Consider the following 24,442-nt stretch of genomic DNA (forward strand, 5'->3'; position numbering starts at 1 on the left):
TAGTCCGTTTGTCTGAAATTAAAAAATCGCAGAAATCCGGTGCAAACAGTGGGGTAGAAAAGTTCAGACCATTGTCCTCTGACTCCGTCAGTGTTGGTTCGAATCCAGCTGCCCCAACCAAGATAAAATAAAAATGCCCCATGCGGGGTATTTTTATTTTATCCGGGGCTGCTGGATCGGTCAGAGCGTTGAAAACGCGCATGACCAATACGAGAATAGACAATTAAGAAAATCTTAAAAAATCGACTTGGGAGATTTTTTTGATTTTATTTATTTGTATATCGAGGCACCCAGCTGCGGCCGCCCAAGATAAAATAAAAATGCCCCATGCGGGGTATTTTTATTTTATCAAAGCAATTGCAAAAAATATTTAGTTAGCATATAATTATGGATGAATCCAAAGGGATTTGGTTTCGGGGTCGTAAGAAAACCCATCAGAAAGTAATGCGGTGTGCCGCATTGAATCCGCAAAAAAAAACAATATTTGGACACTTTGGTGGCAGGTATTGTTATAAACCCCGCCTGGATTGGGTCGGGGGGCCGTCAGTTATAAAAACAGGGTTTCCCAAAGGCTGGCGGGGTCATGCTTTCTGGTGATTTTCTTAACCCACCCGACCGCCAAATTTCGTTGGCGGCATATTTTTTTGTTATTTCAACAAAGAATAGGAAAAAATTTTTATTGAATATCAAAATAAGTGTGCTATGAATGGGGTAATCCAATAATAGGATTTAATTGACGAAAGGAGAAGTCATGTCCAATACAAAACATTTGGCGGATTTGTTGAAAGTCTGCAGTATTTTGCCAGCCTTGGCAATTATGCCCGCAATGGCGGATGTTGAGCGTATAGTCACAGAATCGGGTTCAGAACTTACGTGGACCGATAAAACAGTCAGTGATTTTTCAACCAATCCAAAGGAAGAAGCAACATGGGAAGCCGGATTGATTAAGGTGTCTAAGGGCTCGAAACTGACTATAGAGGGTGGTTCGTATTCAAATATCAAATCTGCACATGATGTTTATGGGGTCGGTGGTGTTATTGGACAATCAAGTAATTTTGATATCCCGGCAGAAGTATATGTAAAAGATTATAATGGCAATCGTGCACAGTTTAAAGATAATGCGGCATATGCTGCTGGTGGTGCAATGTGGCTGGGGCGTATTGCTGAAATTAAAAATGCAGATTTTATAGCCAACAGTGTCTACGGGACTGTGATTGGTGATAATTCAGATTCGAGTACATCGATTGATGGTGGTGGTGCATTATTCTTTGGATCGAGTTCTGTAGCAGAAATTATAAATTCGGGTTTTGAGGCTAATTCTTCTACATCCGATGGTGGTGCGATTTCTATGCGTGCGCCATCAATGGGTGATAATAGCCAGGCGAAGTTAGATATTTTTGGTTCTGAATTCAAAGGAAATATTGCGGATATGAACGGTGGTGCGATTTATTCCACGTTCTATGACAGTAAGACGGAACGCAATGCGGTTTATGTGGAAAAGACTGACTTTGAAGGTAATAGTGCTGTAAATGGTGGTGCGATTTATAACGATGGTGTGCCAGATAAAAAAGATAATAAAGCCAGTATGAAAATTGTTGGTGGTGAATTTGAAGAAAATACAGCCACGAACGAAGGTGGTGCAATCTTTAATAAAGGTAACATGACAGTTGTTGGCGCAAAATTTGACGGCAATATAGTTGCAGAGGGCTATGGTGGTGCAATTAAAAACAATGGCGTATTGGTTGTAGAAAACTCAAATTTTGAAGATAATTTGGCGTACGTCAGCGGTGCGTTTGCAACATCTGGTAAAACGGGGCAGACCACAATAACAGGTGGTAAATTTAGCAACAATCATGCGACTGCAGATGGTGGTGCGTTGGGGCTGTATTTAGATGCGACAGTGACAGGGGTTGATTTTGAAAATAATACCGCAGGCAAGACAGTTACCTTGGATGGAAAGGTTTATGAGGCTGCATCCAATGCAAACGGTGGTGGTGCGTTATATGCAGGACAGAAGGTAAAAGCAACACTGACGGGTGTTCGATTCTTGAATAATGAATCTGGTGTTAGTGGTGGTGCTGTGTCTGCACGTCATAATACATCCAAGGATGGCAGCTATCTAAAATTTGAAACGGCCGAATTTGTGGGTAACAAGGCTGCAAAGTACGGTGGTGCAATGGAAAGCATTTATGATGGAGAGGTTTATTTTTCGAATGCTAAGTTCTATACAAACAGCACTGGAAAATTAGGTGGCGCGATTTATAATGGTGTAGATAGAAACTATTATGCGGACGATGACGCAAGTACAGAGTCTACAAATCATGGTGTGTTCTATCTGTCTGGAAATAACGAGTTTGTAAATAACACGGCCGGCGAATTGGGTGGTGCAATTTATAATGATGCGGGTGGTACAATCAATTTTGCAGGTACAAACGTGTTCCGTGGTAATGTGGCCAATGGGTTGGCAAATGATATCCATAACATGGGCACATTAAATATCACAGATGGTACAACATCGTTTGATGGTGGTGTGACCGGAACGGGTACATTTACATTGGCGTCTGATGCAATATTGGAATTAGGAACGGCAACAATCAAACAGGGGACAATTGACCTGTATGGAACGGTTGTCGCATCAATGTTGAATGATTCGGCACGTGGTGGATCGTATGGTCGCTTTATTGGTGATGTAACGGTTGGTGACGACGCGATGTTCGAACTGAATGTTGGGGCGGCGGGTACATACAACATTTGGAATGGTAAAATCGTAGATGCAGAACAAGTTACCGTTGGCGATATCTATGAAATCGCGGGTATTGATGCAAATGGTGTCAAGATTGTGACCAAATCTGTTGCCGATATTGCAGAAACGGTTGGTATTTCAACCCAGGCGGCGGGCGCGGTTGCGGGTCTGGCCAATGCAAACAGTGGCAAGGCACACCAGGTTTCCTTGGCGTTGCAGGATGCGCTGGATGCGGGTGATGTTGAATATATTGAACGTGAAACCAAAAAGTTGAATCCGACCGAAAAACCAGTTGCCCAGGCGGCGGCCAGTTCGGTTCAGAATCAGGTTCTGTCATTAACATCGGGCCGTATGGCGGGCGGTATTTCCGTTGGCCGTGCCGGTGGTGATGAAAGAAGCCAGGAAAATGGTTTCTGGATTCAGGGATTGTTTAACAAGTCTAAGTTCGCAGATGATTTCCACGGATATACACGTGGGGTTGCGTTGGGTGCGGATACGCTGATTGACAATAAATGGACAATCGGTGGTGGTTTGGCATTCAATAATTCGGATGTTCATGCCGATGGTGGTGCGCATACAGATATCAGCAGCAAAACACTGTTCCTGTATGGCCAGTATAAACCAAACAATTGGTTCGTGAATGCAACCGCGACATACAGTATGTCTGAATACACGGAAAACAAGACCGTTGCGGGTGTTGGTTTGGGGGCAACATATGATGTTGATGCATATGGTGCGCAAATCATGACCGGTTACGATTTCACACCGGGTATCACGACCGAGGCAGGTTTGCGATATCTGCATGTTGCCCAGGATGACTATATCGATGGTCGTGACGCCCAGATTATGGCGACGGATACAGATTTCCTGACGGGGATTGCGGGACTGAAATATGCATTTGCAATCGAAAACGATTGGGCAATCCAGTTGCGCCCAGAACTGCGTGCGGCAATGACGTATGATTTCATCAGCGATGACGCTGCCACAACAGTTGTTATGCCTGGGGTCGAAGCCTATGCCGTTAACGGTGAACGTCTGAGCCGCATGGGTGGCGAATTCGGTATCGGGTTGACCGCATTGTACAAGGGAATGGAAGTATCCCTGATGTATGATCTGGATTTACACAAAGATTATACGTCACAGACAGGGATGATTAAATTCCGTGGACGCTTCTAAATAAAAAAATCCCCCGGTTGGGGGATTTTTTTTGAGATATGAATACCACGCTAAATAAAATTTTATCTTAGTTTTTTGGGGTGTACCTTTTGCCTTGCGCGGGGGGAATTATATTGCTATTGTTATTATGTAATCGGGTATTCCGATTGCGGGGTTTAGCGACCCATTCTGATACGCGTACACCCAGTGCGTCAGGGGGTGTGTTTTTGTATCTCCAACCGTCGGTTGGAGGGTGTGGGAATATATCGAATACCACCACTATTTATCAGATAGTCGCTAACCTCCAACCGCCTTTTTCGAAGATGGCGGTTTTTCATTCGTCAGAAAGAAAAAAGGAGGTTAGGAATGAAAAAAGTATTAACAACGTGTTGTTGTGTTGGTTTGGGGGTGATGGTTCATGGTAATGCAATCGCAGTACTTAGTATGTGTTTAGAGCAGATTTGTGCATCTGATACCGAAATTGTGAACACCATACCCAACAATTGTAAAACATATTCCGAAAAATGTTATAACGGATATAGGGTTTATGTATGTACTGAGTGTTATTCTGGATATACGCTGACGGCGGGAACGCCGATAACTATTTCAGGGTGTGCCAACACTGTTGACCCAAAAAGTTGTACCGCTGATTGCGTTGAAACGGATTGCGATGATGAAACATGGACCGACTTTACGACAGGTTATCAGGTGTATAAAACAAGAACATGGAACGCATCTACATGTTCGTGTACGACTACGCAAAGTTATAGATGCGACGACGGGTATTATGGAACGGCAAGTTGTGTAAGAAATGTTGTTACAGGCGGCTATGCTTGTACTGGGTGCAGTAAATGTCCATCGGGTGGGGTTTATACAGATGCGGCTTTGAAGACACCTGCGACAGCGGCATGTTTCGCGGGGAATGGAAGAACGGTGGAAAGTTGTTATTTGCCAATTGGGACATATTATGATGCATCGGGAAAATTCACGTTAAGTGGGCCGGCGAATGCGTGTACATACAGCAATTAAAAAATCCCGCCAGATGGCGGGATTTTTTATCCAACGGTCAGGTCTTTGCCCTTGACATCGATGTATACGGTGCTGCCTTCGCCAAGGCTGCCGGTCAATATCAAATCGGCGATTTTGTCTTCGAGGGCAGATGTAATCAGACGCTTTAATGGGCGCGCGCCGAATACGGCGTCATATCCATTGTCGCCCAACCATTTGATTGCTTTGTCGGTTATGTTCAATTCAATGTGCCGTTCGGCCAGGCGTTTTTCCAGACCGCGTAATTGAATTTTCACAATGCCCGCCATTACGTCTTTGCCCAATGGGTTAAAGAAAACAATTTCATCGATTCGATTGATGAATTCTGGACGGAAATTGTGCTTTACCGCGTCCATATCGGGCAGGTTGCTGGTCATTATTATAATGGTGTTGGTAAAGTTCACCACGTGACCCTGGCCGTCGGTCAGGCGGCCGTCATCCAGAATTTGTAAGAATACATTGAATACATCTGGGTTGGCCTTTTCAATTTCATCGAACAGTAAAACCTGGTACGGGCGACGACGAACACTTTCGGTTAAAACGCCACCCTGTTCATAGCCGACATATCCCGGGGGACTGCCAATCAGGCGGGAAACCGAGTGTGGTTCCATGTATTCACTCATATCAATTCGGGTCATGGCTGTGTCGTCGTTGAACAGATATTCCGCCAGGGATTTTGCGACCTCGGTCTTGCCGACGCCGGTGGGCCCCAGGAACATGAAACTGCCCATTGGGCGACGTGGGTCGGATAACCCTGCGCGGCTGCGACGGATGGCGCGGGCAATTACCCCCAGGGCGTGATCTTGGCCGACGACGCGTTTACGCAGTTCATCTTCGATATTTAATAATTTCGACTGTTCTTCGGCATTTAAACGGTCGGCGGGAACGCCGGTCCATTTGCTGACAACCGCAGCAATGTGTTCCGGAAGAACGGTTTTATATTCGCGTGCGTTTTCGTTCATTTTGCTGATTTGCTCTTCCAGTTCGGGGATTTTGCCGTATTGCAGGGCAGATGCCTTTTCATAGTCGCCATTTCGCATTGCGGTGGCAACTTCGGCCTTGGCAGAATCCAGGGCGGCCATCGCGTCGGACAGGGCGCGCATTTTTTGCTGTTCGGATTGCCATTGGGCAGTTAATGTTTTTGATTCAGACTCGACGCCGGCTATGATGTTTTCCAATTCTTTTAGGCGTTTTTTAGATTCTTCGTCTTTTTCTTTTTTTAGTGCCTGTTGTTCGATTTTTAACTGCATTAAATGGCGGTCAACTTCGTCCAGGCGGTCGGGTTTGGATGCAACCTCGATTCGGACGCGGGCGGCCGCTTCGTCAATCAGGTCAATTGCCTTGTCCGGCAGGAATCGGTCGGTAATATATCGATTCGATAATTTGACCGCAGACACCAATGCAGCGTCGGCGATTCGAACGCCGTGGTGGCCTTCGTATTTTTCCTTTAATCCGCGCAGGATTGAAATCGTGTCATCAACGGTTGGTTCGTCCACATAGACGGGCTGAAAACGGCGTGCCAGGGCGGGGTCTTTTTCAATATATTGACGGTATTCGTCCAATGTCGTTGCCCCCAGGCAGTGTAATTCGCCGCGTGCCAACATTGGCTTTAACAGGTTGGCGGCATCCATAGAACCTTCGCCTTTGCCGGCGCCAACCAGGGTGTGTAATTCATCGATAAACAGGATGATTTTGCCGTCGGCGTCCTTGATTGCTTTCAGGATTGCTTTCAAGCGTCCTTCGAATTGACCGCGAAATGATGCACCCGCCATTAGTGCGCCCATATCCAGGGACAGCAACTGTTTGTTCAGCAGATTTTCAGGTACATCGCCCGATATGATGCGATTCGCCAGCCCTTCGACAATGGCGGTTTTCCCAACACCTGGATTACCAATTAATACGGGGTTGTTTTTGGTGCGACGGCTTAACACCTGGATTGAACGGCGAATTTCTTCGTCGCGGCCAATGACTGGGTCCAGTTTGCCGTCGGCCGCCAGTTTTGTAAAGTCGGTCGTGTATTTTTCAATCGCCTGTTGTGGTGATTCTTGTAAATCATCTGGGTTCATTGTTATGACTCCTTGTAATTTTTCGTTTGTCCTATATATAGTGCCACAAAGGCGTCTTTCAAGACACAGGAACAAATGCCAAAATGCGCCCTTGCGATGGGGGAAAATTTGTTCTAGACTTAGGATATACAAAGGATGGAACAATGTATGAATTTACCCCAGATGATATTCAGCAAATTCAAAGCCATGGACTAAATATAGATGTTGTGCATCGGCAATTGGCGGATTTTGTGACGGGATTTCCATATGCCGATATTGTGCGTCCGGCCGTTATTGGTGATGGGGTGCGTGAAATGTTGGGGGATGAATTTGAACGGTTTTATGATGAAAATCGTGATAATTATAAGATTGTAAAGTTTGTGCCGGCATCGGGGGCTGCAACCCGTATGTTCAAGGACCTGTTTGAATTTTTGTCATCGGGCGTGATGAATAAAACAACGCAAAATGTTCTGGATAATTTGGAAAAATTTGCGTTCTGGGATGATTTAAAGCGTGTATTGCCAGAAAATCCAACGAATCGTGATGCTATAGAATGCTTGGTAACAGAACGCGGGTTGAATTATGGCGCAATGCCCAAGGCATTATTACAGTTTCATAAATATGCGGATGCGAATCGCACTGCGTTGGCAGAACACCTGGTCGAAGGGGCGCAATATGCCGTATCAAATGGCAATGTAGATATTCTCTTTACCGTGTCGCCGGAACATATGGCGGGATTTGATGTGGTACTGGCCCGTATTTTGCCAGAATACGAATCGAAATTTGGGGTAAAGTATAATATTTCTATGTCTGTACAAAAGGCCGCGACCGATACAATTGCGGTTAATCTGGATAATACACCGTTCAGAAATGATGATGGGTCGTTGCTGTTCCGGCCGGCGGGGCATGGGGCGTTGATTGAAAACCTGAATGATATTGATGGGGATTTAGTTTTTATCAAGAACATTGATAATGTATGTCCAGATGATGCGCGCTATGACACAATTGCACATAAAAAGCGTCTGGCGGGATTGGCCATGCAAATTCAGAAACGCATTTTCGAATATCTGCGTGCGATGGATGCGGGTGTGGCGGATGCGGATGAAATTGTTGCGTTTATAAATGAAAACCTGGGGATTGTGGTTGATAATGGTGCAGATTTACGCGCCGTGTTAAATCGTCCGCTGCGTGTATGCGGTATTATCAAAAACACGGGCGAACCGGGTGGTGGGCCGTTCTGGGTGCGGGGGACGGATGGTATGTGCAGTCTGCAGATTTCTGAACCGGGACAGATTGCGCCGGAAAATATTAGTGTTTTGAAGAATGGTGAATTTTTCAGCCCGACTGATTTGGTTTGTATGCCACGTGATTACCAGGGAAAAAAATTTGATTTAACGCAATATGTTGATCCAACCGCTGGGTTTATATCAGAAAAGTCCAAGAATGGGCGGCCGTTGCGTGCAATGGAACGTCCCGGATTGTGGAATGGTGCGATGGCAAAATGGAATACTGTTTTTGTAGAAACGCCACTGAATACATTTACCCCGGTCAAGGTGATTTCAGACCTGATGGGGGTGGGGCACAGGGTAAATGAATAAAATTGTGAAAACATTACTTGACTTTTCTGAATTTTTATTATAAATTTGGGTTCGCTATAAATTAAAAGGTAGAGTATTATGCCACGTGTATGTAAAGTTACAGGTAAGAAAACAGAAGTTGGGATGAATGTTTCCCACTCGCATCGTCGTACAAAACGTACTTTCTTGCCGAATTTGCAAGTTTTAAAGTTCCACAGTGATATTCTGGGACGTGATTTTTCATTGCGTATTTCGACCGCTGGTCTGCGTACATTGACCAAGCATGGTGGTTTGGATGCGTATGTAATGGCGAAACCTGTATCACGTTTGACCGAAGAAATGGCCGCAATTAAAAAAGCCATTGAAAAGAAAAATGGAAAACCAGCAGTACCTGCGAAAAAGCCAGTTCACAAGGCAAACCGCAGCGCACGCCTGGTAAAAAAGGTTGAAGCAAAGAAAGCCGCATAGTTGGTTTTCAATGCATCATGGCCCCGTGGCGGAATTGGTAGACGCGCTTGACTCAAAATCAAGTTCCGCGAGGAGTGTCGGTTCGAGTCCGACCAGGGCCACCAGATAAAAGAAAAACATCCCAATCGGGATGTTTTTTGTTATAATGCGAATTGATATGAAATTGGAATCAAATGGTATCTTAATCGGATTGCGACCATTTAATGAACGTGATGCAATTGCACGGGTGTTCACACGTGATTTTGGTGTGTTGGTCGGTATGATGCGTGGGGCAAACGTTGCGAAAAAAAATCGACCGTTGTTGGGCCAGGTTGGGGCGGTGTCATGGAATGCGCGTCTGGATTCACAGTTGGGGACGTTTCATTGGGATGCAGAAAAAAATCTGGGGGCAGCCATTATGATGAATCCGGGTGCGTTGATGCGCTTGAATGCTGCGTTTGAAATATTGACAACTTTGTTGCCAGAACGCGAATCGTACATGGATTTGTACGATGAAACCCTGAATATGATTGAAAATTTGGGTGTGGGGGCCAAGAATACATATTTAATCTGGGAAATTAATTTGTTGCGCGATTTGGGATATGCACTGGATTTATCAAAGTGTTCGGGGTGTGGTGTGGTGGAAAATTTAAACTTTTTATCACCACGGACGGGACGTGCAGTGTGTGATAAATGCGCCGCACCGTATATAAATAGACTGTATAAATTGCCGGTAAACCTGGATACAACGTTGCGATTTTTGGAAAATATTTGCGTGCAACAGGGGGTGGATGTGCCGGCTGTGCGTCGAATGATAAAAAACATTTAATTTGTTATATTTATTCCTTGCGATTTGGTGAAAATTTGCTATTGTGAAAAACGTTCAACAGAAGAAGGAGAAAATCATGACTTGGACAATTTTGGTACTGGTCTTGGGTATCGCTTTGTATATGTTCGGTGGCATGCTGCTGAAACAGGATACAAAAAAGCCGGCGGCTGGCGTTATCTGGGCAAAAAAAGCAATCAAAGTATTAGCAATCATCATTATGGCGGGCAGTGTTTGTCGTCTGTATGTGCCATATTATTTGACATCTGTTAATCCTGCGATTATTCAGGAAATGGTCGAAGGTATGCAGGCACAGCAAAATGCAGAAAAAAACAAAGCAATTCGCAAATTGGTTCGTGAATCTGCATTTGAAATGAGTGAACATGCACCAATCTTGGGTAATCCAGAAGCGAAAAAGACAATCTATGTTTGGACAGCTGCGTCATGTGGTTATTGCCGTCGTGTTCATGGCGAACTGGATCGTGTGTTAAAGGCACGTGATGATGTCAAGGTTGTGATGAAAAACTTCTCTATCCATGGTGTGATGAGTGAAGGTCCAGCACGCGCAATGATTGCTGCTAAGATGCAGGATACTGCCAAGGCTGCGAAATTTGCAGATATTATTATGACAAAAGAATATCGTCCATCTGAAAACATCCAGGATCAGGAAAAATTGGCCGCGGCGATTGAAAAGAACCTGATGAAATTTGCCAAAGAAGCAGGTTTGGATGCGGATCAATTGAAACAGGATATGACCAGTGAAGTTGTAGAAATCGAATTGGCAAACGTTCGTGATTTGGCAAATCGTTTCGAAATCACAGGTACACCGTTCTTGATTATTGGCGAAGAAGCGTTCCCAGGCGCAATCCCAGCCGATCAAATCAATGCAGCGTTGGATAAATAATTTTTGATTGCAAATTAAAAATCCCGCCTAATGGCGGGATTTTTTTAAGAGCAATTAAGGAATCATTACTTCGCTACACTTTTATTTATCTTAGTTTTTGTTTGGGAAACAGGTGCGAGTGTATATGTTTTATTTTTGCTAGTATCCGTTCATAAAAAAATGGTTCATTCAGCCATCTTTCTTCGCGGGCGGCGGCAATCGCCAATTTTTGTTCGGTTCGCTCGCGATCGGCACGTTCAAATGCAGACTGTAATTCTGTGTCGCGATAGTTTGGGTCTGTGATGGTGATTCCAAATTCATCCATTTTTTATCCTTTTGTTTTTTAGACCACTTCTGTTACGGCACGCAGTGCGCCATCGCGCGATAATTGTACAACGCGAATTTTCTTTTTCATTTCTGCAATTAAATCGGTGCGATTGTATGCAGGTTGGGTGTGCAGAATGCGATCGGCAAATGCTGCATAGGCGGCATCTGCACTTTCCGCGTGAATCGTTGTGTAAAAATGGTCGTGGCCCGTCCCCAGCATTTCCCACAATACGGATGCATTGTCGGTTGATATTTCGCCGCCAATAATTACATCGGGCGTCATACGTACGACCAAGTCCAACAGGCGCGCATAATTAAAATCGTTCGTTTGTTCAGTACGCGACAGGACAAAATGTACACGGTTTGCCTGGGGGACACGAATTTCACGCGCGTCTTCGACGGTAATTACACGGCTGTTTTTATCAATTAATGTCAGCATGTGATTTAAAAACGTTGTTTTCCCCGTTGCGGTTGCGCCGGATACTAGTATCGGGCTGCCATCATTTATGGCGGACATTAATCGGTCGTATGGGTCGTCGGGGCGGACGTTTTCACGTGGTTTGACCCGTAATAATTGTTGGCCGCGGCGCAGATGATAGTTTTCAAAACTGGTGTCTGGGGCACCGCCACCGCGAATGTTTAATGCAACACCGCCGGTAATATCGCGTTCGTCATATTGAACGTTCGGACCTGCAATTGCTGTAAAGCGGTGATTGCCGGGCAAGGTGGCATAAACCACCGGCATGCCATGAACCGGGTCAAATGGACGTTCGTAAATATTTGCAACAGTATGGATTAAATCAACCAAGTATTGTTTGCTTAGAATTTCAGCCTGGTACGATACCCATGGAACGCGCGCACCGTGCAGGCGCATCCAAACTTCGCCGGCGTGGTTGATGGCGATTTCTTCGACAAATGATGGCGAATAAAATTCCGCCAATGGTTTTAACAAAGATTCCAGGACTATATTTGACATCAATTTGATTTTATCATAAATCCTGACTTGAATCAAAAATCTTTATTTGTTAAAATCATAAAAAAGAGAGATTGAACATGAAAAAATCTATTTTGTTTGCATTGTTGGGTGTGCTGACTGTGGCGGGTTGTGCGACGGATAAAGACGCGCCGTATAACGAAGTGGACTTTGCCCAGGGGGGCGAAGATGCACCACTGTATAACGAACGTACCAGTACATTTATGCAGTCTGATAACCAGTATTCAAATATTGATTCGTATAAGCCAAAAACAGCTGCAGAAAAAGAACAGAATTCAAATCGCTGGAATACGTCGCGTATGGAAACACGCTGGCAGGAATACAAAGGGGCAATGGTTCGTGTCCAGATTCTGTTGGGGAATACCGATGTGCGTGAAATGCGGTTGCGACTGATGCAGAATGCAGATGGTATGGATATTGATGGGGATTCGCGTACGGTCTTGGCGGCGGTGGCGGACTATGAAATGAAACGCGTGTGTGGACGCAATGCAGACAGTATTGTTATGGTGTATGACAGGCCGTCGTTTGATGTAATGCGGCCGACGGCGTATTTCGACTATCGGATTGAGGCCGAAGGCGCAACAATGCGTGAATATGGTTTCAGATGTGTTTACAACAAATAATTAACAAAAAAACAAAAGGGGAAAGTAATGAAAAAATTAGTGTCTGTTATGGGAATTATGGCTGCGTTGGGTTTGGCGGGCTGTGGTGAAAAAGCACCGGTTGCGGAAAATGGTGATACGGTTGTTATCAATTTTGCAGGCTTCTTGGATGGCGTTCAATTCCCAGGTGGTACAGCAGAGAATTTCCCATTGAAATTGGGCAGTGGTCAATTCGTCCCAGGGTTTGAAGAACAGCTTGTTGGCATGGCCGAGGGCGAAGAACGTGATATTAACATCACATTCCCAGAACAATATGTAGCAGACCTGGCGGGCAAGGCCGTTGTATTTAAAGTCAAAGTAATTGACATTGTTGAAAAATAAAAAATTCCCGGCAAATGCCGGGTTTTTATTTTGATTTTTGTCTTATATCAAACAGCCATTGTTTTATGCAGGGCATTTTGATGTATTCATGTGCCATGTCGTGGGCCGCGTCGATTTTATCGTCTGTGCACAGGTTGTGGTGAACAGATGCGCCAAGTAAATCGCATATATTGGCGTTGTAGTCATGTAATACGTTTTCATCACAGGAATGAATCAGGGCAGTGCGCAAGACTTCCTGATTACGTTTTAGACGTTGTAATTCAATTGCATAAAATCCAGGTGTGTGCTCATACATAGTGGTCGTATTTTAATGTAAAAAATTGTTTTGTCAAATTTTGTGATGGACTTGCATATCTTAAAAAAGTGGCTATATATATCATAAATTCGCGAATCGGGTTTTTGTATGGTATAATTCACAGAAAATAAAGGATTTTGTATTATGGCACTGATACCAATGGTTATAGAAGAATCGCCGCGTGGTGAACGCTCGTTCGATATTTATTCACGTCTGTTGCGCGATCGTATTGTGATGGTAAATGGGGAAATTGAACCAACAATGGCAAACAGTATTGTCGCACAGTTGTTGTTTTTGGAATCGGAAAATCCAAACGCAGAAATTTCTATGTATATTAATTCGCCGGGCGGTGATGTATCGGCGGGCTGGGCAATTATGGACACGATGCAGTATATCAAAGCGCCGGTTTCAACAATCGGTATGGGCTTGGTTGCGTCAATGGGGTCGGTATTATTGGCGGCCGGTGAAAAAGGTAAACGTTTCGTTCTGCCGAATACCCAGATTATGATTCATCAGCCTTTGGCGGGCGCACAGGGTCAGATTACTGATATGGAAATCAGAATGAATCAATATCAGAAAAACAAAAAGACATTAATCAAACAGATGTCTGAATTCACAGGGCGCAAGGAAAAAGAATTGTTTGATGCGATGGAACGCGATAACTGGATGTGCCCGAGTGAGGCTAAGGAATTTGGCCTGATTGACGGTATTTTGGAACGTAAATAATTCATAGTTTGTATGGGGAAACAGATATGAGTGATGATAAAACACCAAAAACGGAAAATAACCAGCAGTTTTGCAGTTTCTGTGGCAAGGCGGTTTATGAAGTAAAAAAGTTGGTCAGTGGACGTAACGTCTGTATCTGTGATGAATGTATCAATCTGTGTAATGATATTATGGCGGATGATAATCGTCGCGCAGTCAGCCAGGATGTCAAGAAATTGCCAACGCCATCCCAGATTTATAATTTTTTGAATGAATATATTATTGGTCAGGATACGGCCAAGCGTACGTTGGCGGTGGCGGTGTATAATCACTATAAACGTCATTCGATGGCGACTACGTCAGACGTAGAAATTCAAAAATCAAATGTGTTGTTGATCGGATCAACGGGGACGGGGAAAACACTGTTTGCCCAGACATTGGCGCGTGTGCTGGATGTGCCGTTTGCAATTGCGGACGCGACCACTTTGACCGAAGCGGGCTATGTTGGTGATGATGTGGAAAGTGTTTTGACGCGTCTGTTACAGAATGCGAATTTCGATGTTGAACGTGCAGGTCGTGGTATCATTTATATCGATGAAATAGACAAGATTTCCAGAAAATCAGAAAATCCATCGCTGACACGCGATGTTTCCGGCGAAGGTGTGCAACAGGCATTGCTGAAACTGATTGAAGGCACAGTTGCAAATGTGCCCGCCGGTGGCGCAGGGCGCAAACATCCAGGCGAAGCAACGGTGCAATTAGATACCAGCAAGATTTTATTCATCTGTGGTGGGGCGTTTGATGGCCTGAACAAGATTATTGGTAATCGCACGTCGGCGCGTCGTGGAATTGGTTTTGGGGCACATGTCGAATCTGCCGAAGAACGTAAGAACAAAAGTTTCTTGAAGGATGTTGAACCCGAAGATTTGGTAAAGTTTGGAATTATCCCAGAACTGATTGGGCGTTTGCCAGTTATTACGACATTGCAAGAACTGGACGAAGATGCGTTGGTCAAAATTTTGACCGAACCAAAAAATGCGGTTGTAAAACAGTTTACCGCCATGTTGGGTATGGATGGGGTTAAATTGAATATCACAGACGATGCTCTGCGTGCGATTGCGAAAATGGCGGTTGCGCGTAAAACAGGGGCGCGTGGTTTGCGCAGTATCCTGGAACGGGTATTAATGCAGCCGATGTTTGATGCACCGGACAAAGAAGATTTGGCGGAAATTGTAATTGATGCGGATGTTGTTGATGGAAAAAAGCAACCTGTTGAAATTATGAAGGAATCTAAAAAAGCTGCATAAAAATCCCCCGCCATGTGGCGGGGATTTTTTTTTATCTAAGTTTTTTTTGGTGGTTTTGTTGCATGGTGTTGGATTGCGTGATATTATCGTGTTGATAAAGGAATAAAAATTATGCAAAACGAATTATTGGTTGAATTACAGGCACGTGGGTTTATTAATCAGACATCTAATATGGATGGGTTGAACGATGCATTAAATGCGGGAAAAATTACGGCATATTTGGGGTCTGACCCGACGGCGGATTCGTTGCATGTGGGGCATTTAGTGCCGGTGATGATGATGCGTTGGTTGCAGAAATATGGGCATAAACCGATTACATTGGTTGGTGGTGCAACGGGGCGAATTGGCGACCCATCGGGACGCGACAGCGGTCGCCCAATGATGACCGAAGAAGTGTTGGCGAAAAATGTTGCAGGATTGAAAAAATCATTTTCTAAGTTTTTTAAGTTTGGTGATGGTGCGTCGGACGCGATTATGGTTGATAACTATGATTGGATGAAAAATTACAGTCATATGGATTTCTTGCGCGATTTTGGAACGGATTTTACTGTGCCGCGTATGCTGTCGATGGATTCGGTAAAGCGTCGTCTGGACAACGGTATGACGTTTCTGGAATTTAACTATATGACGTTTCAGGCGGTGGATTTTCTGACACTGTATCGTGAACATAATTGTATATTACAGACCTGTGGCGCGGACCAATGGGGCAACGCTATTATGGGGATTGAACTGATACGCAAGAAGTTGGGCAAAGAAGCATTTGTTCTGTCAACATCCCTGATTACCGATGCCAATGGAAATAAAATTGGCAAATCGGCGGGAAATGCCGTTTGGGTGAACGAAGATAAAACATCGCCATATGAATACTATCAGTATTTCCGCAATATATCGGATGATTTGGTGGAAAAATTCTTGAAAATATTTACAGAAATTCCATTGGATGAAATTGCAAAATTGTCTGCATTGCAGGGGGCGGAATTAAATGTTGCCAAGAAACGTTTGGCGTTCGCGGCGACTGAAATTGCACATGGGACGGACGCCGCCGTTGCCGCAGAAGAGGCTGCAAATGCGTTATTTGGTGGTGGTGCAAATTCGGCCAATATCCCAAGCATAGAAATTGAAATGGCGGGCGATATGGGGATTTTGGATTTTCTGTGTGCAACCAAATTGTTCCCATCAAAATCCGAGGCACGTCGCACGGTCGAGCAGGGCGGAATCCAAATCGATGGTAATAAAATTATCGACCCGAAATTTGTTGTGGCGGTGGCATCGGAATTCATGGTGCAAAAGGGCAAAAAAGTATTCTTGAAAGTGATTGTGAAATAAAACCGGGGGATTTCCCCCGGTTATTTATTTGTACCATGTGTGCAGTTAGAAGACCACGTCCATTGTCCAATATCATCACTGATGGTAAAACTGTATTTTGGGATATAGCAACTGCGGACATTTCCCTGATTCAAGTCTGGTGATGTGCTGTATAGTGCGGTGTCGCCAATTGCGCCGTCGGGACAGAGTTCACATGTATTGTCCGGTTTCAAATATGAACCTGCGGTGCATGCGTATTCTATTTTAGGATAGTTTTTAGCACTTGGCCCACAAACGAATTCTTTTTTGTCTGTGTATTTTTTCCCCTGGGTATATGTTGTATATTGCTCGGTTTCGGGGTCCATTATTTTATATTCGCAATATGTAGAAAAAGTATATGTGCCGCATTGAAATTTAGCCGTTGTACGGGTGTATCGGTTATTGTGTTCGGATGTATCAGACCCCCGAACCCAATCAGTTACATAGTCATTACAGTCACAAACCGACGATATATCCGGCCAGCTGCTGGGGTTAAAACAAACATATTCTATGGCGCGGTATTCGCCTGTGTTTGTATCCGTGCATTCGGGTATAGTTAAATATTCTTCATAAGTAAACAGTTCGGTTTTAGTTCCCATCAGACAGATGTCTGACGTTGGACTGTTCTGGTCGCATTTGGGGCGGTTGTTGCCAATACTGCCGTGATATCCAACGCAGTCGCATACCGCAACCTTGTATTTTGTGGAATTGGTATAACAGTCTGCGCCGGGGGCCCATTGGGCGGTTGGTATTAGTGATGCAAAGGCGTTATGTGTTACCAGGCACATAAGCAGTATTATCCGTAAATTGCCGATTGTGGTCATGGTATTTTTCATGCGTTATTTCCACTGTGATTAGTTTGTGCTGTAATTACAATCGTTGCCCCAGGTCCAGTTGCCGGAAGTGTCAGTGACGGAAAAGCTGTCCTTGGGGACGTAACAGGATGCTATGTTGGTTGATGTATTATACTGGTCAGATGTGTCGTATACCTTGACGCCGTCAACTGTGCCGGCGGTGGGACACGCCGTACATGTTGTGCCGTTTTTCAGATAATATCCAGCCTCGCAAGAATAGGTGGTTTGTAATCCGTTTAGTGTTGTTGGACCACAAACAAAGGCTTCGTATGTTTCGAACATAGAACCTTGGGTATATGTTGTATATTGCCCAGTTTCGGGGTCCATCATTTGGTATTCGCAATATGTTGAAAATGTATGGTCGTTGCATACAAATTCGGCGGATTTTTTTTCGTAAAGTATTGAAGACGCGTCGCCAACATGTTGCCAGCCTGTATCCATGTCATTACAGTCACACCAGGTTTCGGTTGCAGTTGCGCTGCCCAGGCTTGTTACGTTTACGCAAATATATTTTATGTCGCGTGTTACCATGCCAGTACCACCCGCCACAGGGCATGTTGGGGTGACACTCCATTCATCAGAATATGAAAATGTTTCGCTTTTTATTCCGGCAACACACGCGTCGTCGGTCATCGTATAATTTGTTGGACAATCGGGCAGGGTTTCACCAATGCTGCCTTGGTATCCAACGCAATCGCATATGGCCATGCGGTATGCGCGATAGTTGCTGTCGGCGCGATAACAGTATGCGCCGGGACGCCATTCCGATTGTGCCAGTAATGTTGCTGCAAATGCGTTGTGTGTGCACAGGCATATAAACAGTGTCGCACATAACCGACCGATTACATTAGGCATATTGTCAAAAAAAAATCCCCCTGATTTCTGCATTTTTTATCCCCCACATTTGTGCCGAATCTAAACGGTGGTTTGGATTCGGCATATGTTTTTTATCTGTACGCCTTGTATTCTATCAATTTCAGGTGTTTTTAACAAGTGATTTATTTGATTTTTTTGTTGGTTTTGTTACAATTGGCGCGAAGGAAATAAATTTGCGATTTTTATGTTCTGTTTTTATTGCGTTATTTGTTTTCGCTGGGCCGGTGTATGGTGCCAGTGAACTGTCCAAGATTAATGCACAGATTAAACAAACTGAACAACAAAATAAAAAGCTAGAACAACAGGTCAAATCGTCCGAGCGCGAAGTATCAAAAACAAAAAAAGAATTGGTGCGTGCCGCAGACAAGGTTAGTTCCCTGGAAGATCAGCGTGGCGCAATGGCAAAGAAAATTGCAGAACTGGATGCGCAACGCGAAAAAATCACACGTGAAATGGAATCGAATCGGGCGCGGATATCGGATGCCGCCGCCAGTATTTTATTTGTCGCGTCACACCCCAGTTTTGATGCCAATGATATGCGGGAATATGTGCTGATGTCGGCGGTGCTGTCGGGGACGGCGCAACAGTTGGATGGGGAAATTGCGCGTGCAGAAGGGCAGGTGCGCGAACTGGGGAAAATTCGTGATGCACGCGCCGTCGAAAAAGAAAAATTGGACAGAACCGCAAAAAAATATGCGCGCGAAAAAAAAGAGTTGGATAAACTGTTGAAAACGCGCAGTGCGCAAAATGAAAAATTAAAAAGTGAACATTCGGCACTGCAAAAAAAATTGCGCGAATTGTCGGCGCGCGCAAAAAGTATTTCAGAATTATCGGCCGGCGTGGGCAGTTCACAGATGTCAGCAGATGCCAGTTTTTCACGACGTAAATTAAACCTGCCGGTGCGGGGGCGTGTGGTGGTGCGGTTTGGTGAAAAGACCGCGCTGGGGTTGAAGTCAGACGGTTGGCGTGTGCGTACGCGTGGGGATGCGTTGGTTATGGCGCCGGCAGATGGTGTTGTAAAGTTTGCGGACAGTTTTCGTGGATTTGGTCGTGTTGTGATTATGTCGCATAAAAATGGATATAATACTGTGATGACAAATCTGGGTGATATTGATGTGACCCTGGAACAAGAGGTTCTGGCCGGTGAACCAATTGGGCGTATGAATCCAGATAAACCCGAAATGTATTTAGAGGTGCGCCGTGGCAACAATGCCGTTGACCCCGCCCGGTTGTTCAAGGAAGAATAAAAGTTTATTTATCTGTGATTTTGCAATTTTTCATAGTTGTTGTGTATTGTGGGTGTTTTTTCTGGTCGGCGTCTGGCAGGCTTAGAATAATTGCACAGGTTTTAAATGTTTCATTGTTTGGACATTGCCAGCAACGTTTCATTGTTGCGCTGGATATTTGATGGTATTTTTTTCCCATTTCAGCGCGACTGATACATTTTTTCGTTTTTGCGTCCCATACTTCTGTGGTTGAATTGCATTTGACGCAAATTTTTTCGTTACCTATTGTGCCTATTCCCTGGGATGCATTGGTGGGACATTCGATGCATGTGTTTGATGTCTTGCTTTCATATGCCATGTTGCCATCGGTTGCGCCACATGGTTCGATACATACGCCATTGCGTTTGATGTATGGGGCGGTGCAATTGGTTGGTTCGGTACAGGGTTCACCACTGATTTCGCCACATGCATTGGTGGTTTGGACATATGTGCATGTGCCACCGTTGGCCAGTTGTACTGTTATGGTTTCGGATGTTTCCCATTTGGATGCTTCTACGAAATATCCAGTTTCGGTCAAAGTACCATCGCAGCACCATGCAGTAACCGATCCATATGAGAATTTTTCCCCGTGAACCAGTGGATATACATTATGTTTGTTTTTCATTTTTTGTTTGCATTTGCGATTGTGTTTGCCACAGAACCAAGCGCTGTCGCGTTTGTGGGTTTCAATATAACATTCTTTTTGGTCGCCAAATCCATCTTGGACAGCAAATGCAACGTTTGTGCATAGAATCATAGAAATTGCGGTAATGATTTTTTTCATTTTGTCCCCCGTTTTTGCAAGAAAAAACCGTCACAGAAATGACGGTCGGGGTGTTAGAAAAATCAGTCATTTGGTGATTCCTGTTGCCTTCGATATATAACAACAGCACCCCGACATGCGTGGGGTAAAAATAACGGTGCAATAGACACCGATATCATCGGATTACGATGCAATTGCACCGAAATGACTGGGCTTTCTAAGGCCCCGAACAAACATCCCTGTTCATTCAGTGTTTATTTTATGTAATTTTAGATATTTTTGCAATATAAAAACATCCCCGCCCAAAAAGGTGCGGGGATTGGTGGATTTTATTTATCACAGTCTTTTTTGTTCATTTCGGGCTTTTTATTGCAACCGCCGTCATGTGTGTTTGAACAGTTTTTACATTTGCCTGATTTGTTTTCAGATTTTGACATTTTTCATCCTTTTGTTAATGTTTGTTTTTGTTGTGTCCGGACGTAAAAATAATATCGTGCGGGGGGCAATATCACAATACGCGTGTTTTCCCAAAAAAAGTATTTGTAATTTTAGTGAATGTACATTAATATCAATGGCGTTGTTCGGGGTGTAGCTCAGCCTGGTAGAGTACTTGCATGGGGTGCAAGGGGTCGCAGGTTCGATTCCTGTCACCCCGACCATAAAAATTAAACCGTCGCGTTTGCGACGGTTTTTTCTTAACTGACCAATTTTTGCCAGAAAGTTTTCTTTTGTGGTTGTTTTTTGCGTTTGCGACGTTGGGCATTGACTGTGGTCCGTTTTGCATCAACGTGCTGGGCATTTTTGCGTTTTGCATCGGTTGATGGTGCGTATGCCCCCAGCAAATCTTCGGTTTTATTCTGTTCAGGTGCAACACGCTGAATCGAATATTGGTCAATGTTCATCAGGCTGTCATCGCCAACAATCACAATTTCGGTTTCGAATTTGGATTCCATTTCGGCCAATTCGGCACGTTTGTGGTTCAACAGATATACTGCGACATCGGTTGGGACGGTCATGATGATTTTCTGAGCCGCCTTGGCTAATAATTTTTCTTGCAAGTGGCGGAACAGAATAATCGCGGCCGTCTGAATCGATGGTACAACACCCGCACCCATACAGTGTGGACATGCGACGTATGATGATTCCATGAAACTGCTGCGCAGGCGTTGACGCGACAACATCAATACACCAAAGTTGTTGATTTTTGCAACCTGGGTGCGGGCGCGATCGCGTTTCATAACTTCGCGCATTTTCAGTTCCAATTTGCGGTTGTTCTTTTCTTCTTCCATGTCGATAAAGTCAATCGCAACAATGCCGGCCAAATCGCGCAGACGCAATTGCAGGGCGATTTCTTCGGCCGCTTCCAGATTAGTGTTCAGGGCCGTTTGTTCAATATCTTTTTCCTTGATCGCGCGGGACGAATTAACGTCGATTGTTACCATGGCTTCGGTCTGGTTGATAACCAGTGAACCGCCCGATGGTAATTGGACGTATGGCCCGTGTAGACCTTCGAGTTGTTTTTCAACGCCGGCCTTGACCATTAATGGAACGCCGGCATCTTTGTAGTGTACCAACTGTTTGCGGGGTGCGCGGCCGTACATTTGGATAAAATGCTGTTTAGCGGCATCAAATGCTTCTTCGCCCTGGATAATCAGTACGTCTTCTTTGTCGCTTAGAAAATCACGAACGACACGGCGCAACAGGGAATCTTCGGTGTGAATTGTGACCGGGGCGACTGATTCCAGTGTTGTTTTGCGGATTTCATTCCACAAATTTACCAGGTAATCATAGTCGGCGGCAATGTCGGCCGATGCCGCGCCCATGGCGGCGGTACGCAGAACAACGGTCATGCCCTTGGGGATTTTCAGACCGTGCAGAACATCGCGCAGACGGGCACGTTCAGATTTATCAGAAATTTTCTTGGAAATGCCATAACTGTTGCGTTTACGTGAATTTGGCATCAGAACCGCGAAACGACCCGCCAATGACAGATATGTTGTCATTGATGCACCCTTTTGACCGCGTTCTTCTTTGACGCCCTGGACCAGCAAGATTTGTTTTGGTTTGATAACGTCCTGGATTTTGAATTCACGTGCGCGTTTGGCAAATTCTTTGTTGTCTTCGCCGGCACTGTGGTCGTCATATTCGGCGACTTCGTCTTCTTCGTCGTTTGGATCGTCGTCGTCGTCAACAATGTTGGCGTGCGCCAATTCCAGCAGTTTCTTTTTCTGTTCAGCAGTTACCTGGTAATAATCAGGGTGAATTTCAGAGAATGGTAAAAATCCATTTTTCCCAGTCCCATAATCAACAAATGCAGCCTGTAAAGATGGTTCAACGCGAATAACCTTGGCCAGATAGATGTTGCCCTTAATCTGGGGTTTGGTGGTGGTTTCAACGTCAAAGTCTGATACGCGGTTAGTTGATGTATCGACAACTACGACACGTGTTTCTTCCGGGTGGACTGCATCCACATATATTTTTTTTGACATTTTGTAATCCTTTTGTTTTGGCGTTGTATGCAATGGCAACAATCCGTCCCCGTGGGGCGTCCAAGCCCATGCCAAGGGATTGCGCCACGATAACCATCAGCGCCATGCGAATTGTTGAAAATAGTGATAATACAAACACTTATTATAGCCCCATATTCATACACGGGTTTTATTCTAACATGCCATTATATAGTTCGCAAGGTATTTATTTTCTGACGCGTATTTCAGATTTTATACGGTTGATTTTTGCAGGTATTTTTTCTTTGGCTTCGTTCAGCCAACGTTTCATACGGGAACGCAACCAGCGTTCATAGATAAAGAACAAACTGCCCATGCCAATCAGTGGCAAAACATAATAAATTATGCGATATGCCAACAGTGCGCCAAATATGTTAGCCTTGTCCACGGTGTCGGGCAGGGCGACCAAAAATACCGTTTCAAATACGCCGATGCCACCGGGAACTTGGCTGAAAACGCCGGTCGATTGGGCAATGGCAAACAGTCCCATAAATACAACAAACGGTATTTTTACAAATGGGGTCAGACAGAAATAAAGTACCAGACCGGCCAGAATACTGTCTGTTATGCCCAGGATTGTTTGTGTAAATGCCATGCGTGTTGATGGTATCTGGAATTTTAATTGTCCGATTTTTATGCTTTTTTTATGAAAGAATATTGTGGTCGCAAAATATACCAACAATGTGACCAAACAAAATATAAATAATGCGTTGATGCCAATACTGGCGCCGACCGAGTTCTGAAACAGCGCATGTGGGACCAAGAAATAACTGATGACCACAATGGCGGATGCCCCCAGGAAATATGTAAAGCCCGATATAGTCAGCATTTTTACAATGTCGCCACCGCGAATGCGCCACCGTGTATACAGACGATATCGAATTGCGCCGCCACTGACCACGGCGTGGCCGGCGTTGTTGCTGATTGCAAAGCCCAGCATCCCCGCCAACATCCATTTCCACCATGAAACGCGTCCGCCAACATAGTTTAACGCTAAATAATCATACAGGGACAGCGTCAAATACCCCAGCATACATGCCACGCATGCCATCGCCAGGTTCATAAATGGAATATCTAATATTGCGTGTGCGATGTCGGACAGACTGTAATCACGCAATTGCCACCACAGCATACCGGCGGCCAATATAAAAAAGAAAATGCCTGAGTAACTGATTACCTTTTTAATCAGGCGTTTTGTCTGTGCTGACATTAAAATCCTTTTACAAGTGTAATAGGATAACAATTTTATAAACAAAATCAATCTATAAATAAAATCTGGTGGGGGATTGGGCGGTTGCTTTTTATTTATCAAAGCAATTGAATATACCAAAATTATTGTGTATAATGTGTTGGCATTGGGAAACTGGTGTGAGGGTTCAAAGCCTCGTAAGGGATACTCCAACATTGGTTGGAGGGTTGTGAATATATTGAATAAGCACACTATTACTCTTAATAGCTTTGAACCTCCAACCGCCTTTTGTGCGGTTTTTTATTTAACA

At 44.5% G+C, this 24,442-nt stretch carries 21 protein-coding genes and 2 tRNA genes; 14 read left to right on the plus strand and 9 right to left on the minus strand.

Annotation, left to right across the window (positions count from 1 at the left end; translation table 11 throughout):
• Positions 1–751: 751 nt before the first annotated feature.
• Together E7008_00005 and E7008_00010 are read left to right on the plus strand one after the other, a co-directional pair.
• Entirely contained in the window at positions 752–3,919 is a 3,168-nt protein-coding gene (locus E7008_00005) for an autotransporter domain-containing protein (GenBank protein MBE6456321.1), read from the plus strand.
• A 345-nt stretch (positions 3,920–4,264) separates the two neighbouring features.
• A complete protein-coding gene (locus E7008_00010) occupies positions 4,265–4,927 on the plus strand; it encodes a hypothetical protein (protein ID MBE6456322.1) in 663 nt (220 codons plus the stop codon).
• A gap of 26 nt (positions 4,928–4,953) precedes the next feature.
• On the opposite strand, the gene E7008_00015 is transcribed toward E7008_00010, so the two are convergent.
• The gene (locus E7008_00015) at positions 4,954–7,011 is read right to left on the minus strand and encodes an AAA family ATPase (protein ID MBE6456323.1); all 2,058 of its coding nucleotides are present in this window, start codon (positions 7,009–7,011) and stop codon (positions 4,954–4,956) included.
• 143 nt (positions 7,012–7,154) lie between these two features.
• Between E7008_00015 and E7008_00020 the strand changes: the two genes are divergently transcribed.
• From E7008_00020 to E7008_00040, 5 genes are all read left to right on the plus strand, one after another.
• Positions 7,155–8,588, plus strand: coding sequence for a DUF4301 family protein (locus E7008_00020; protein MBE6456324.1), 1,434 nt, complete (start codon positions 7,155–7,157; stop codon positions 8,586–8,588).
• A 78-nt stretch (positions 8,589–8,666) separates the two neighbouring features.
• Positions 8,667–9,035, plus strand: coding sequence for a 50S ribosomal protein L28 (locus E7008_00025; GenBank protein ID MBE6456325.1), 369 nt, complete (start codon positions 8,667–8,669; stop codon positions 9,033–9,035).
• 19 nt (positions 9,036–9,054) lie between these two features.
• Positions 9,055–9,139, plus strand: a tRNA-Leu gene (locus tag E7008_00030).
• Between the two features lie 26 nt (positions 9,140–9,165).
• Positions 9,166–9,843, plus strand: a complete 678-nt coding sequence (gene recO / locus E7008_00035; protein MBE6456326.1) for a DNA repair protein RecO — start codon at positions 9,166–9,168, stop codon at positions 9,841–9,843.
• Positions 9,844–9,919: 76 nt separating this feature from the next.
• The gene (locus tag E7008_00040; GenBank protein ID MBE6456327.1) at positions 9,920–10,744 is read left to right on the plus strand and encodes a hypothetical protein; all 825 of its coding nucleotides are present in this window, start codon (positions 9,920–9,922) and stop codon (positions 10,742–10,744) included.
• 85 nt (positions 10,745–10,829) lie between these two features.
• Here the strand turns inward: E7008_00040 and E7008_00045 are convergent, their stop codons facing one another.
• Together E7008_00045 and E7008_00050 are read right to left on the minus strand one after the other, a co-directional pair.
• Positions 10,830–11,048 carry a hypothetical protein gene (locus tag E7008_00045; protein MBE6456328.1) on the minus strand — a complete coding sequence of 73 codons (219 nt, stop codon included), beginning with the start codon at positions 11,046–11,048 and terminating at the stop codon, positions 10,830–10,832.
• A gap of 18 nt (positions 11,049–11,066) precedes the next feature.
• Positions 11,067–12,026 carry a hypothetical protein gene (locus E7008_00050; GenBank protein ID MBE6456329.1) on the minus strand — a complete coding sequence of 320 codons (960 nt, stop codon included), beginning with the start codon at positions 12,024–12,026 and terminating at the stop codon, positions 11,067–11,069.
• Between the two features lie 77 nt (positions 12,027–12,103).
• On the opposite strand from E7008_00050, the gene E7008_00055 reads away from it, so the two are divergent.
• Both E7008_00055 and E7008_00060 read left to right on the plus strand, forming a co-directional pair.
• Positions 12,104–12,667: a hypothetical protein gene (locus E7008_00055; GenBank protein MBE6456330.1), complete on the plus strand. Its 564-nt coding sequence runs from the start codon at positions 12,104–12,106 to the stop codon at positions 12,665–12,667.
• Positions 12,668–12,694: 27 nt separating this feature from the next.
• On the plus strand, positions 12,695–13,027 hold the full coding sequence (locus E7008_00060; protein MBE6456331.1) for a hypothetical protein: 333 nt from the start codon (positions 12,695–12,697) through the stop codon (positions 13,025–13,027).
• A gap of 25 nt (positions 13,028–13,052) precedes the next feature.
• On the opposite strand, the gene E7008_00065 is transcribed toward E7008_00060, so the two are convergent.
• Positions 13,053–13,322, minus strand: coding sequence for a hypothetical protein (locus tag E7008_00065; protein ID MBE6456332.1), 270 nt, complete (start codon positions 13,320–13,322; stop codon positions 13,053–13,055).
• Between the two features lie 144 nt (positions 13,323–13,466).
• Between E7008_00065 and E7008_00070 the strand changes: the two genes are divergently transcribed.
• From E7008_00070 to E7008_00080, 3 genes are all read left to right on the plus strand, one after another.
• Entirely contained in the window at positions 13,467–14,048 is a 582-nt protein-coding gene (locus tag E7008_00070) for an ATP-dependent Clp protease proteolytic subunit (GenBank protein ID MBE6456333.1), read from the plus strand.
• Between the two features lie 26 nt (positions 14,049–14,074).
• Complete coding sequence (gene clpX, locus E7008_00075; GenBank protein MBE6456334.1) at positions 14,075–15,334, plus strand: ATP-dependent Clp protease ATP-binding subunit ClpX; 1,260 nt, start codon at positions 14,075–14,077, stop codon at positions 15,332–15,334.
• Between the two features lie 111 nt (positions 15,335–15,445).
• Positions 15,446–16,660, plus strand: coding sequence for a tyrosine--tRNA ligase (locus E7008_00080; protein ID MBE6456335.1), 1,215 nt, complete (start codon positions 15,446–15,448; stop codon positions 16,658–16,660).
• Between the two features lie 20 nt (positions 16,661–16,680).
• On the opposite strand, the gene E7008_00085 is transcribed toward E7008_00080, so the two are convergent.
• Together E7008_00085 and E7008_00090 are read right to left on the minus strand one after the other, a co-directional pair.
• Entirely contained in the window at positions 16,681–17,514 is an 834-nt protein-coding gene (locus E7008_00085) for a hypothetical protein (GenBank protein MBE6456336.1), read from the minus strand.
• Between the two features lie 18 nt (positions 17,515–17,532).
• Positions 17,533–18,387: a hypothetical protein gene (locus E7008_00090; protein MBE6456337.1), complete on the minus strand. Its 855-nt coding sequence runs from the start codon at positions 18,385–18,387 to the stop codon at positions 17,533–17,535.
• Between the two features lie 194 nt (positions 18,388–18,581).
• Between E7008_00090 and E7008_00095 the strand changes: the two genes are divergently transcribed.
• Positions 18,582–19,655: a hypothetical protein gene (locus E7008_00095; protein ID MBE6456338.1), complete on the plus strand. Its 1,074-nt coding sequence runs from the start codon at positions 18,582–18,584 to the stop codon at positions 19,653–19,655.
• Positions 19,656–19,659: 4 nt separating this feature from the next.
• Here E7008_00095 and E7008_00100 read toward each other — a convergent pair whose 3' ends face one another.
• The gene (locus E7008_00100; protein MBE6456339.1) at positions 19,660–20,457 is read right to left on the minus strand and encodes a hypothetical protein; all 798 of its coding nucleotides are present in this window, start codon (positions 20,455–20,457) and stop codon (positions 19,660–19,662) included.
• A gap of 561 nt (positions 20,458–21,018) precedes the next feature.
• Between E7008_00100 and E7008_00105 the strand changes: the two genes are divergently transcribed.
• Positions 21,019–21,095 (plus strand) — tRNA-Pro (locus E7008_00105).
• Between the two features lie 36 nt (positions 21,096–21,131).
• Here E7008_00105 and E7008_00110 read toward each other — a convergent pair.
• Positions 21,132–22,925: a ribonuclease E/G gene (locus E7008_00110; GenBank protein ID MBE6456340.1), complete on the minus strand. Its 1,794-nt coding sequence runs from the start codon at positions 22,923–22,925 to the stop codon at positions 21,132–21,134.
• Between the two features lie 205 nt (positions 22,926–23,130).
• The gene (locus tag E7008_00115; GenBank protein ID MBE6456341.1) at positions 23,131–24,348 is read right to left on the minus strand and encodes a UPF0104 family protein; all 1,218 of its coding nucleotides are present in this window, start codon (positions 24,346–24,348) and stop codon (positions 23,131–23,133) included.
• Positions 24,349–24,442 lie beyond the last annotated feature (94 nt).

The sequence above is a fragment of the Alphaproteobacteria bacterium genome, from assembly GCA_015062495.1.
GTDB lineage: Bacteria > Pseudomonadota > Alphaproteobacteria > Rs-D84 > Rs-D84 > Enterousia.